We start from the raw sequence: 13,288 nt of genomic DNA on the forward strand, positions 1-13,288 counted from the left end.
ATTATTTTTTTGAATGAGAGCCTAATAATGAGGTATTAGAACTTAAAAATTTTTCGGTGTATTGTTTCCCTTTTAAACAGGCTTTCAATATAGGAAACTCTAAGGCTAAATAACTCGTAATAGCAGAAGATAAAACGCAACCGCTGCCGTGTTTTTCGGAGCAATTAAATGATTTTGGATTTAAAGTAAATTGCTTTTTATTGGCAAGGTAAAGCACATCTCTTCCTTTTTTATCTGTACGATGGCCACCTTTTAAAAATAAATTGGTTTTGGATGAAATATAAGCAATGGTTTCTTCTATATTTTTCTCTGGGTATAATTGTTGAATTTCTTCGTAATTAGGTGTTAATAGATAGATTTTAGATAATAGGATATCTAGTTTTTCTGAATGATCACTGTGGAAATCAAAATTAGAACTCGATTTTAAAATAGGGTCTAGTATGATTTTTATTTCAGGGTTAAGGCTGTGTAATTTATTGATGATAATTTCTAAAGTATCCCAGTTTTCTACAATGCCAATTTTAACTAACTTGATTTCAAAACGATTAAAAAGAACGTCTATTTGATTTAAAATAATTGAAGTCGGTATCCAATGGCAAGCGATAAATTCCTGATCATCTTGTACTGTATTTGCCGTGCAAACTGATAAACCATAACATTTTAAGGCCTCGAATGTTTTAACATCGGCTGTTAATCCGGCACCGTTAGTGGGATCGAAACCTGCAATGGTTAATATGTTTGGTCTGTTTTTCAAAGTTTGATGCTGCTATGTGCTGTTTGTAATTCTATAAAACTTTTTACAGGGTTTTCTGCATTCCAAACACCACCTAAAACACCAACACCTTTAAAACCGAGTTTGAAAGTTTCTAATAGGGTATCGGTATTAATACCGCCCATGCCAACAATAAATTTATCGATAGGGTTGACGTCGAAACCTCGACCTTCATAACCTGCTTTAGAAATAGATGAAAACACCGGACTTAACAAATGATAATCGAATTCGAATTCGCAGTCGATAAGGTCTTGAATTTCATGAAAAGATGAGCTTATGGTTTTGCCATACATGCTTAGGTTTTTGAAATATTGACCAGGATTATCAATGTGGTCTTTCCGTTTTTGTTCTTGAAAATGAATGCCTTTTAATGGATATGTATTAACAAGCTCATGAAAATAATGAACCACAATGCGGTTATGATATTGCGCCTCTATTTGATTTAAATAAGCACAATGTTCTTCATAAATTTTTTCAGGTTTTCTAAAATGATAGTATTGTAAACCTTCTTGAAATAACTGATTAAGCATTTCAATTTCGTTTGGAATATCGTTTTCTGGTGAAATTAAGACTATCATTTTTTATGGTTATGTTTTGTAACTTCTAATGCCGTAGCGCTATGCCGTGACACTTAGTTAGGGATTGCAGTGGAAATCCTTTTGCTTTTTTGCAAAAGATTGTAACGGAAAGCCCGACCGTGCTTTTGCGAAAAAGCACGGGAACTCCCAAATTATTTGTTAAAGATACACTTCGGATCCTTTTTCTTTAAATTCTTTCGATTTTTCTTCAAAACCTTTTGCGATAACCTCGTTGTTTACAATGTCGTTTTCGGCGGCAAAATCTCTAACTTCTTGAGAAATTTTCATGGAGCAGAATTTTGGACCACACATAGAACAGAAATGCGCGATTTTCGCACCTTCGGCAGGTAGAGTTTCATCGTGATATTCGCGAGCGCGTTCGGGATCTAAACCAAGGTTAAATTGATCTTCCCAACGGAATTCGAAACGTGCCATACTTAGAGCGTTGTCGCGGTGTTGAGAACCTGGATGTCCTTTTGCTAAATCTGCTGCATGCGCTGCCAACTTATAAGTAACAACACCCACACGAACGTCTTCTTTATTAGGTAAACCAAGGTGTTCTTTTGGCGTTACGTAGCAAAGCATGGCGCAACCGTACCAACCAATCATGGCGGCACCGATGCCCGATGTAATGTGGTCGTAACCTGGTGCGATGTCTGTGGTTAAAGGGCCTAAGGTGTAAAAAGGTGCCTCGTCGCAAAGTTCAATTTGCTTTTCCATGTTTTCCTTAATCATGTGCATTGGCACGTGACCTGGACCTTCTATAAAACACTGTACTTCGTGCTTTCGAGCTATTTGTGTAAGTTCGCCAAGGGTTTCTAATTCGGCAAATTGTGCCTCGTCGTTAGCATCGGCAACCGAGCCAGGACGCAGACCATCACCAAGTGAAAAGGCAACATCGTACTGTTTTAAAATTTCGCAAATATCTTCGAAATGGGTGTATAAAAAGCTTTCTTTATGATGTGCTAAACACCATTTTGCCATAATAGAACCACCACGAGATACAATACCAGTAACACGTTTTGCTGTCATGGGTACGTAACGCAATAAAACGCCAGCGTGAATGGTGAAATAATCTACACCTTGTTCGGCTTGTTCGATTAGAGTATCACGAAAAATTTCCCAAGTTAAATCTTCGGCAACGCCATTTACTTTTTCTAAAGCTTGGTAAATTGGCACGGTACCTACTGGAACTGGTGAGTTACGTATAATCCATTCGCGGGTTTCGTGAATGTTCTCGCCCGTAGAAAGGTCCATAATATTATCGGCGCCCCAACGGCATGCCCAAACAGCTTTTTCTACTTCTTCTTCTATGGAAGATGTTACGGCAGAATTACCAATATTGGCATTAATTTTCACTAAGAAATTACGACCTAAAATCATAGGTTCGGCTTCGGGATGGTTAATGTTTGATGGGATGATGGCACGACCTCTTGCAACTTCTGAACGGACGAATTCTGGTGTGATTTTATCTGGAATAGAAGCGCCGAAGTGTTGGCCTTTGTGTTGTTTTCTAATCTCCGTCATCTCGTCGATACGTTGATTTTCACGAATCGCGATGTATTCCATTTCTGGAGTAATCATGCCTTTTTTTGCGTAGTGTAATTGGGTTACATTTTGTCCGGTTTTGGCACGTAAAGGTTTTTTTAGAAGCGAAAAACGCATGTGGTCTAAACTTTTATCGTTTAAGCGTTGGTTGCAATATTCTGATGAAAATGCTTCGAGTTGCTCTACATCGCCACGCTCTTTAATCCAGCTTTCACGAATACGTTCGATACCGGCGTGGATGTCAATTTTTTTGTTTGGATCGGTATATGGTCCCGAGGTATCGTAAACAGTTACAGGCTCGTTTGGCGTTTTCTTTTTGGTCATCGAATCGGTGGTGTCGCTCAAAGAAATTTCGCGCATGGCCACTTTAATTTGTGGATGAATTTTGCCTTCTACATATATTTTTTTAGAATTAGGAAAAGGGTTTCTAGTAATTCCGTCTTGTTTTGGAGCGGTATCTTTTTGTTTCATGGCTTGTGGTTTTTTCGCTGTAACTGTTAATATATTATGGTTAATTTTTGTTTGAATATTTGTTTTTGGAGTAGGGGTTAACCGCCTTGTGTGGCTGTAATAATTAAAACACTGTCGCCCTCTGTTAAGGTATGTGTTGACCAAAGTAATTTTGTAATAATGTCTTGGTTTACGGCTAGCGCAATGCCTTGAGGAGAAAGATTTAGCATTTCTAGAACCTGGTCTAGCGTGCTATTGACTTTAAATTTGTGATTTTGGTTGTTTACTTTTATGTTTATCATACAAAAACGGTTTTGGAGACTAAAAAAAATTAGTCAAACAATTTTGTAAACAATAAAAGATTTTGGAATTTGAAAAAAGGGCAGTGGTGACACTGTTAACTTTTCCCTCCGTTGGTGTTAACCAAATCAGGTTCTAAGGATATTTCTCAAACTAATTAACTTAATAATTAATTACTCCTAAAGTTTACTATCGCAAATATATGTAAAAGTATGAAAGATTAGACTACAAAAAATGAGATTGTTTTTTGAGTAAGGTTTATTTGATTGATTGAGTAGAGGCTTGGAGATTTTAAAATTTTAAAAAAAAACGTATTATTGTCGTATACTTTAAGACTAGGGAAGATAGAAGTTTATTGATTTTTTTCGATTATATTATTTGGACTTGTTTCTCTTTCAATTAAGTGACTCCATGTTTTAGGAATATAATCAGAAAGTCTATTTCTACTAACTTTAGGTATTCCTTTTATTGTCCAAAAGAATTCTTCAACATCATTTAAGTTTTGAGGTTTATCAATTTTCCACATGGCTAATCTTCCATTTTTATCAATGAAATCATTTATTGAATCTAGAATTCGGCTTTGATGATTAGAATTTAATAGATCCCAATAAGCAAGAAAAAGTTTTCCGAGTTTTTCAACCATATTAGTTTGATTAAAATTTAACCGGTCATCAAGAACGGCTTCTTTAAAGTATTCTAAATGCTCATTATAATCTTCGTCTTCATAGTTTTTAATGTTATTTTTTTTAAAGTGTTTTCTTAGTTTATTTTTAATTATTGATAGATGGTAGTAGCTATGTTTTGAATAGTTCGATTGAAAGTTTATTAGTTCTGCAAATGATATTTCAAAGTCAATGTCATGCGGAGATATGTAATATTTGTAAAATCTTTTTTTAAAAAAGTATTCTTTAGTTTCCTCTATAACTTGAATGAAATTATTGAAATCTTCATTTTGTATATATTGTGGTTGAGAGCAAAAGTCTTCCATTAACGTAAATAAAGAAACATTTTTATTTTGGTTAAGAGGAGATTTAAAGGACGTATTTAAAAACTCATTTAAACGAATAAAAAACAAATCGTTTCTTTCTTGGTCATGAAAAAATAGAACAGAGTTATTGTCGGTCAATTCAAATAGAAAAGGACTGATTATGGTCAAAGAGAATTTTTTATATTGTTCAAATAATAGTCTTATATCCATGGGTTTATTGTTGAAATTCAACTTCTTTTACTTCTTAACATGCTCCACCAATTCTAATTGGTCCATACTTACATTAGTAGTAAAGATGCCATAATTTACAACCGCTTTGTTTTTCTCTATTTTATCTATTGTTCCAACGGCACGACCATCTTCCATACGTACGCGATCGCCAAGCCTAATTATAGCTTTTGGTTTAGGAGCTTCAATGGCTTTTTTCTTTTCTTCTTTTTTCTTCTCGCGAATAACTTCTACTTTCTTTTCTACTTCTTTTTTAACTTGAATTTCTTTCGCCTTAACTTTCTTTTTCTCTTTTACAGTAACACGTTTGCGTTTAGAATTTTCAATTTGAACTACTTTAAACAATTCGCCCATCATTTCTTTTTTCTGTTTGTTGTTAAAGAATTTTTCGGCAATATCGTTTACTTTTTGTCCTAAGTAAATAAGGCGTTGGTTGCTATCGTAAAGTTCTTGATAGCTTTCTAGTTTCTTTTGTATTTTGGTATTTATTTCTTCTAGCTTATCGGCTTCTTCTCCTTTTTTCTTTTCGTTTTCTTTTAGAGATTGTCCTGTTTTTTCGAGTTTAGAGCGTTCTTTTTGAAGTTTTGCAATTGTGGCATCGAAACGCACTTTACTACGTTCAATTTTCTTTTTGGCTCGGTTAATTAAACTATAAGGTATACCGTTTTTTTGAGCAACTTCAAAAGTGAAACTACTTCCGGCTTGACCGATAACGAGTTTAAAAAGGGGCTCTAGTGTACGTTCGTCAAACAACATGTTAGCATTTAACATGTGTGGCATTTCGTTTGCTAGAATTTTCAGGTTAGAATAATGTGTGGTAATTATCCCGAAGGCTTCACGATGGTAAAATTCTTCTAAAAATGTTTCCGCTAAAGCGCCACCAAGTTCAGGATCACTTCCTGTTCCAAATTCATCTATTAAAAAAAGTGTGTTTTGGTTACACTTCTTCAAGAAATAATTCATTTGTTTTAAACGGTAACTATAGGTGCTTAAATGGTTTTCTATAGATTGATTATCGCCAATATCACTTAAAATTCTATCGAATAAGGTTACTGTACTTCTTTCGTGTACAGGAATAAGCATACCACTTTGTAGCATAACTTGTAATAGGCCTACTGTTTTTAGTGTAATACTTTTTCCTCCGGCATTTGGGCCAGAAATAACAATAATACGACTGTCTTTTTTAAGTTTTATACTTTGCGGAAATGTTTTTTCTTCCTTTGCTAAATTATTTAAATAGAGTAGAGGGTGGTAAGCGTCGCGTAAATTCATGCTACGGTCTTCTGTAAATTCCGGAAGTATCGCATTCATGGAATTAGCGTATTTCGCTTTCGCGGAAATAACATCGATATCAATTAAGAAAGATTGGTAATCTTCTAAAAGTGTTAAAAACGGACGAATAAAATTAGTGACTTCTTTTAAAATACGAATAACCTCTTCGTGCTCTTCATATTCTAAATTATTAAGTTCCCTAGAATATTGTAATGTAGTTTCTGGTTCTATATATACAATGCTTCCGGTTTTGCTACCACCCATTATGGCACCTTTAACTTTACGGCGATACATGGCTTTTACGGCAAGTACACGTTTATTATCTACTACCGATTCGCGAATATCATCTAGATACTCCAAACCATGATAGGTATTTAGTGCCGAACTAAAGCTGGCATTAATTTTTCCTTTTATTCTGTTTATAGATTGTCTTAAATCGAATAAGGTATTTGATGCATTATCTTTTATGTCTCCAAAACGGTCTACAATACCATCTACTTTTTCAATAAGTACTTTGGTAACTTCAATATGAGATGCAAAAGTATTTAAGTTTGGGTAGTATTCATGAAACTTCTTTAAAAACACCACTATAGCATTTACAGAAATAGACATGGATACAATTTTCTTTAAACCATGCACCTCTAAATAGGTGTTTTCTATACGTAAAAGCTTTAGTTCGTTTACAATAGTATCGAAACCATGATTTGGTATACGATTATCGTTATGGAAAGAAGATAAGTATTCGTTTGTAAGCAGTAAAGCGCTTTGAAGTTCTTCTTTTGTTCTAAAAGGAGTAATATCTAATGCTTGTTTATTGCCTAATGGCGTAACACAAAGCTCGCTTACTTGTTGTAAAACGGTTTGGAATTCTAAATCTTGTAATGTTTTTTCGTGAATGTGTATCATTCGAAGTTTAATGGGGTGTTTTAGGTAATAAATGAGTGCTAATTTACATATTCTTATTGAGAATTGTGATGCTACTATGTGCCTGTATAAAATTAATAGGTTAAAGTGTTATTTGTGTAGTAAAATCCCTATTAAATTTTGTAAATTAGCTATAGAAGAATTGTTTTTTCAAAAAAATAGATGAAAATACCTATAAATTGACCATTTTTTGTTTTTCGTGTCTTTATTGATTTTCAGGGCTTTTAGCGAGTAAAGATGCATTTCATCGATAAAAAAGAACCGTCAAACGACATAAAAATGCGTTTCATCGATAAAATGTATCTTTTCATAGCTTAATTGTTGTATTTTTGTTTAAAGTTTAGAAGCATTGTTTGCTGTTTCACGCTTAAAATTTAATTATTATGAAAAAATTTACTTTAGAATTGCTTTTCTTTTTGTTTTTAATGGGAAGTGCCTTTGCGCAACAAGAAAAAGGTATCATAGGTGTTAATAATTGGTTAGATAATTGGACAGAGTTTAAACCAAACCAAACCGATTATAGAGAGCCAAACCAAATATTAACAGGTAACATTAGTGAAAACACGACTTTAAGCAAGAGAGATACTTATCTTCTTGTAGGGAGTGTTTTTGTAACAAACAATGCAACCTTAACTATTGAACCAGGTACGGTAATTATTGGAGACTACGCTTCTAAAGCATCTCTTACCATTACTAAAGGTGCTATTCTTATGGCCGATGGTTTAGAAACAGATCCTATAGTTTTTACATCTAATAGAAGTGTTAAGCGCGCTGGAGATTGGGGAGGTATTACTATTCTAGGTGATGCGCCAAGCAATAAGTTTGGTAATGGTTCTGTAGCAACTTTTTATTCTGATTTAAATCAAAGTGATTATGCTTTTACAAACTTTGGAGGTAATAATTCTGAAAGCTGTTCTGGTGTTTTAAGATATGTTCGTATAGAATATGCAGGTAAACGTATTAAAGGTGCTGGATATTTAAATGGACTTTTATTAGCAGGAGTAGGTAGCCAAACTGTATTCGATAATATTATGTTAAGCTATTCTGGTGGAGATGCTATTGAAGTATGGGGCGGTAATGTAACTTTAGATAAAATAGTATCATTCAGAACGAGTAGTAATGATTTTAGATTTAATTACGGCGCACAATGTAAACTTACTAATTCTTTAGCTGTAAGATCTCCATATATTTCTAGTAGTGAAGGTTCTAGATGTTTTCAAATATTAGGTTTTGATGAAATTTCTGAAGTTGATTTTTCTAAACCAGGAACATCGGTAACGGCTCGAAACATTACTATGCTTAATGATAGTGAAAATTTAGAAGGTGATATTCAACAAGGATTAGTTAATGAAGCTGTATATATAGGAGAGAGTGCTTCATTGAGTATGGAAAAAGGTGTTATTTCTGGTTTTAATCCAGCTGTGATTTTACAAGAAAAAATTAACATTAATCAAGAAAATCTAGATAAAATTAAATTTACAAACATGTATTTCAATAATTGTAACGGAAATATTTTTGTTGAACACAATACTAATAATGAAGATTTAGAAAACTGGTACGGAAACTCAGCTTTTTATAATGTTTATTCTAAAAGTCATAATGCAGAAACATTTATTGATATAAGAAACGAACGTAGACCAGATTACCGTCTACAGATTAATAAAATTATAGCATCTCACGATTTAGGTACTGACTAATAGGTTTTCGAGCCCCATAAAAATAAGTTTATATAATAAGGTGTTTTTATTTCGGGTTTAAAATTTTTTAATAATCAGGTTTTTAGTGTGATATAAAATTAATATAAAGAATAATAACAAGTAATATAGAATGAAAAGATTAAGTGTATTTGCTTTTTTTGTTTTGAGTTTTACCAATATGGTCAGTGCTCAAATTGTTATAAGTAAGCCAAATCTTGGTTTTTCTCAAGCTTGTGCAGGCCCTGCTTTCAATACTTATTATGCTACGTTTTCTTTTTCTCCAGAAGGGAATTTAGAAGCTTCTAATCAATTTATTATAGAACTTTCTGATGAAAATGGTGATTTCACCAATTCTACAGATATTTATATTTCTGATGTAGGTAGTGTAATCAAAACTCCAGCAACACTAGAGTTTTCTATCCCAACAACAACAACAGGTGAAAATTTTAAAATCAAAATTAGGAGTACAGCTCCTGTAGCTACAAGTTCGGCATCAAACGGATTTCCTGCTTATTATAAAATTCAAGATACTCCATTTTCTATAAATAATTTAATTGATACGGGATCTTATTGTTCTGGCGGAAGTTATTTATTAACTATAGATAATCCGGGTAGTTTATTGAACGATTCACCTTTACAATATCCATCACTTACTTTTAATTGGTATCTAGAAACTGGCCCAACAACATCTGTTTTTATTGCTTCGGGAAGTACTTTAGCTGTGGATACCGCAGGTGTTTATTTTGTAGAAACTGATTATGGTACTTGTACTTCAAATTCATTTTCAAATAGAGTAAGCGTTAGTGAAATTGTCTCTAGCAGTGCAACATTTGATATAAACTCGAGTGTAGATATTCCTTATTGTGCTACCGAAGGTCCAACCACCTTAACTTCTATAAACGGTAATGCATACCAATGGTATTTAAATGGTACGGAAATCGAAGGAGCAACAAGCCAAATGTATACTACCAATACGGAAGGAATCTATTCTGTGAGTGTAGATCTTGGAAGTTGTTCTAGTAGTGCATCTATAGAAATTATAAACACAAATTTTACAGCAAGTATAGACGTTCCAGAATTTAATAGTATTGAAGCGGAAGAAAATTTAGTAGTTACAGCAAGTACAACAGCTGTAGATCCAGAATTTAAATGGTATTTAAATGAAACCTTAATAGCTAGTGCAAATAGTGATAGTTACGAAGCAACACAATCTGGTAATTATAAGGTTGAGGTTATTCAAACTTCGGGCTGTGTTTCAACAAAAACATTTTTGTTTGAAGTAGAAAAGGCTTTAGATTTATTTCCTGATGTAGCATTAATTCCGAATATTGTTAGTCCTAATAATGATGGCGAAAATGATACTTGGGTTATACCAAAAGATTATGTGAGCGGCACAAATGCCGAAGTAGTAATATTTAGCACACAAGGTAAAGTTGTTTTCAAGAGTGACGATTATCAAAATAATTGGCCAGAAAATCAATTAAGCTTTACAAATATCAGTCCTGTTTATTATTATATCATTACAACTTCTACTGGCGAAAAGCAAAAGGGATCAATAACGATCATAAAATAGTGAAAAAGAGCATACTACATATCGTCCTGTTTTTTAGTTTAATTACACAGCTCCATTCTCAAGAGAATGGTGTTGTTGCGTTTACGCTGCCTGTTAGAAACTCTTTGAAGTTTAACAAATATGCGTTAAATCCAACCTTTAGTTTTGTAAGAGAACAAAATAAATACATCAGTATTACTAATAAAAAACAATGGGCTCAGTTCGAAAATGCACCAGAAAATTATCTAGTAAGTTATTCTGGACGATTTAGCGAAAATACCGGAGTTGGTATTGGTTTATTTCAACAGAGCAACGGTGTGTATACTAATTTTGGAGGTATTTTAAACTTTGCTTACAATGCGGTTTTCGATAGAGATAGCAATTTAACCTTTGGTACCAACATAGCATTTTATCAAAGTGGTATAGACCAAGGTAAAATAGTTTCAAACTTTCCAGATTCAGCATTAAATAATACAGAAAAAAGTTCAATAGTTACTATAAACCCTGGGATAAACTACGGTACCATGTTTTTCGATTTTGGTGTAGCTGTAAATAATTTGGTATCATATAACTTAAATACTTCCGAGATTATCGAAGAAAATCCAGAACAAAGCATACAAGGTCATATTATGTATACTGGCTTTTTGCAAGGTAGTGGCTTTTTCGATAGTAGTAAATTTTCAGGTTTATTAAGATCAGAGTTTAAAAAAGAACAAACCGTAATTTCGGGTGTTGTGATGCTTACTGTTCCTAAAGGTATTTGGGGGCAAGCGGGTTATAATACACTTTATGGAGCTTCAGCAGGTATAGGTTTAAATATTAGTAAGCAAATAGCTGTAGAGTATAATTATGAGCAATCTATGGGGGAATTATCTGAATTTGGAAATTCTCACGAAATTACTTTGGCTTATAAATTCAATAAAAAATATAGGTATAATTATAGTGATGATGAGGAAGAAAGCTCAATTTTTTCTTCATCTAATAAAAAAAGAAAGTCTGTTAATAAAAGAAAAGCAAGTGCAGCAACTTCGGAAAGTGATAAAGAAAAATTTAGAGCTAATAGAGTTGCCAGTGAAAAAGTAAAAGCTGAAAGAAAAGCTCAGTTTGAAGCAGATGCTAAAGTAAAAGAGGAAGCAAAACAGTTAGCTGAAGCTCCAAAGGAAATAGAGGAAGTAGCTGATACAGTAGAGGTGCAAGTCGAAGTTGAAGAGGTTACTGAAGAAGTAGAAGTTGATACAAAAGCAGATGAAATAGCTAAAGCGAAACAAGACGCCGAAGCAAAAGCAAGAGCAGACGAGTTAGCTAAAGCGAAACAAGACGCCGAAGCAAAAGCAAAAGCAGATGAGTTAGCTAAAGCGGAACAAGCAGCCGATGCAAAAGCAAGAGCAGAAGAGTTAGCTAAAGCGGAACAAGCAGCCGATGCAAAAGCAAAAGCAGATGAGTTAGCAAAAGCGCAACAAGACGCCGATGCGAAAGCAAAAGCAAAAGCAGATGAGTTAGCAAAAGCGCAACAAGACGCCGAAGCAAAAGCAAAAGCAGATGAGTTAGCAAAAGCGCAACAAGCAGCCGATGCGAAAGCAAAAGCAGATGAGTTAGCAAAAGCGCAACAAGCAGCCGATGCAAAAGCAAGAGCAGAAGAGTTAGCTAAAGCGCAACAAGACGCCGAAGCAAAAGCAAGAGCAGAAGAGTTAGCTAAAGAGCAACAAGACGCCGATGCGAAAGCAAAAGCAAAAGCAGATGAGTTAGCTAAAACGCAACAAGACGCCGATGCAAAAGCAGATGAGTTAGCTAAAGCGCAACAAGCAGCCGATGCAAAAGTAAGAGCAGAAGAGTTAGCTAAAGCACAACAAGCAGCCGATGCAAAAGCAAGAGCAGAAGAGTTAGCTAAAGCGCAACAAGCGGCCGATGCAAAAGCAAGAGCAGAAGAGTTAGCTAAAGCGCAACAAGCAGCTGATGCAAAAGCAAAAGCAGATGAGTTAGCTAAAGCGCAACAAGCAGCCGATGCAAAAGCAAAAGCAGATGAAGTAGCTAAAAATCAAACAGAAAATACATCGAGAGCTGAAGAAATTGTTGAAGCTATAGGGAATGCTCCAATGGATGCCGCTACGCAATCAATGATTGATTTAACAAAATTAACTGATGAGTCTAAAATTATTCAAGAAGATTTACTACGCCGATTAAATGAAAAAATGGCTAGTAAACAAAAAGATTTAGATGAATTAAAACAAGAAAATGATTTAAGAGATCAAGGTATTGTAAGTGCGCCTAAACCATTTAAAAGTGTAAGTGCAGAAAACGCGGCTTTAGCAGCCTTAAAGGCAGATGTTGATAATGTTATAAACAATAGAGATGAAAAAATTAAGGCTATTGAAAAATTATATAACGAAAGACGTAAAAAAGTAAAAAGTAAGCAAGATCCAGTTAATGTTATTTATTTAGATGCTATTGAGCTTTTGTATAAAGAGCAGGAAGAAGCAAAACGTGCTCAAGAGCGTTTAGTTTCATCATTAGAAAGTATCAAAATTGCTACAGATATCGAGAGAAAACGTCGTATTAAAAAAGCGAATTATGATAACGAAGATGATAGATACAATAAAGATAGATCTGCTTTAAAATATATTAAGCAGTCTACAGCTATAAGTGCGGAACCATTATCAGAGAGTGATTTTGATTTTGGAGATATTCAAAGTAATATTCAAATTGTGAAAAATGTTGCTAATGCGGAAAGTGGTTACTATATGGTAATTGCAGTACATGCTGATGAAGCTCAAAGAGATGCTTTTTTAACCAAAGCAGTTGCAGCAGGACAATCTAATATAGATTTCTTTTATGATATTACTAGCAGTAAATATTTCATTTATTATCAAAAATTCGATTATATCGAAACGGCATCAAGAGCATTAAAGAACAAAAATGGCGCACCTTATAACAGTAAAATGTCAATGGTGAGAATTGAAAATTAGTGAAGAATTATAATAT

General features: G+C 33.9%; 9 protein-coding genes and 1 riboswitch. Of the genes, 3 read left to right on the plus strand and 6 right to left on the minus strand.

Annotated elements, in window-relative coordinates; genetic code table 11:
* Nucleotide 1: 1 nt before the first annotated feature.
* The 6 genes from V6246_RS00100 to V6246_RS00125 all read right to left on the minus strand — a co-directional run bounded on the left by V6246_RS00100 (nt 2) and on the right by V6246_RS00125 (nt 7,042).
* Nucleotides 2-754 (minus strand): hydroxymethylpyrimidine/phosphomethylpyrimidine kinase, encoded by a 753-nt coding sequence (locus tag V6246_RS00100; RefSeq protein ID WP_341558378.1) that lies wholly within the window; start codon nt 752-754, stop codon nt 2-4.
* A complete protein-coding gene (locus tag V6246_RS00105; RefSeq protein WP_341558380.1) occupies nt 751-1,350 on the minus strand; it encodes a thiamine phosphate synthase in 600 nt (199 codons plus the stop codon). Before V6246_RS00105 ends, V6246_RS00100 begins: the two co-directional genes overlap by 4 nt.
* A gap of 159 nt (nt 1,351-1,509) precedes the next feature.
* Nucleotides 1,510-3,369 carry a phosphomethylpyrimidine synthase ThiC gene (thiC, locus tag V6246_RS00110; RefSeq protein ID WP_341558382.1) on the minus strand — a complete coding sequence of 620 codons (1,860 nt, stop codon included), beginning with the start codon at nt 3,367-3,369 and terminating at the stop codon, nt 1,510-1,512.
* 77 nt (nt 3,370-3,446) lie between these two features.
* Nucleotides 3,447-3,650, minus strand: coding sequence for a sulfur carrier protein ThiS (gene thiS, locus V6246_RS00115; RefSeq protein ID WP_341558385.1), 204 nt, complete (start codon nt 3,648-3,650; stop codon nt 3,447-3,449).
* 86 nt (nt 3,651-3,736) lie between these two features.
* Nucleotides 3,737-3,839: riboswitch (TPP riboswitch) on the minus strand.
* A gap of 161 nt (nt 3,840-4,000) precedes the next feature.
* Nucleotides 4,001-4,846, minus strand: a complete 846-nt coding sequence (locus V6246_RS00120) for a hypothetical protein (protein ID WP_341558387.1) — start codon at nt 4,844-4,846, stop codon at nt 4,001-4,003.
* A gap of 27 nt (nt 4,847-4,873) precedes the next feature.
* Nucleotides 4,874-7,042: an endonuclease MutS2 gene (locus V6246_RS00125; RefSeq protein ID WP_341558389.1), complete on the minus strand. Its 2,169-nt coding sequence runs from the start codon at nt 7,040-7,042 to the stop codon at nt 4,874-4,876.
* A 401-nt stretch (nt 7,043-7,443) separates the two neighbouring features.
* Between V6246_RS00125 and V6246_RS00130 the strand changes: the two genes are divergently transcribed.
* The 3 genes from V6246_RS00130 (at nt 7,444) to V6246_RS00140 (ending at nt 13,272) form a co-directional block, all read left to right on the plus strand.
* On the plus strand, nt 7,444-8,757 hold the full coding sequence (locus V6246_RS00130) for a hypothetical protein (RefSeq protein ID WP_341558391.1): 1,314 nt from the start codon (nt 7,444-7,446) through the stop codon (nt 8,755-8,757).
* 130 nt (nt 8,758-8,887) lie between these two features.
* Entirely contained in the window at nt 8,888-10,330 is a 1,443-nt protein-coding gene (locus V6246_RS00135; RefSeq protein ID WP_341558392.1) for a T9SS type B sorting domain-containing protein, read from the plus strand.
* Nucleotides 10,330-13,272 (plus strand): PorP/SprF family type IX secretion system membrane protein, encoded by a 2,943-nt coding sequence (locus V6246_RS00140; protein WP_341558394.1) that lies wholly within the window; start codon nt 10,330-10,332, stop codon nt 13,270-13,272. The genes V6246_RS00135 and V6246_RS00140 overlap by 1 nt, the downstream gene beginning before the upstream one ends.
* Nucleotides 13,273-13,288 lie beyond the last annotated feature (16 nt).

The organism is Algibacter sp. TI.3.09 (assembly GCF_038154905.1).
GTDB lineage: Bacteria > Bacteroidota > Bacteroidia > Flavobacteriales > Flavobacteriaceae > Algibacter.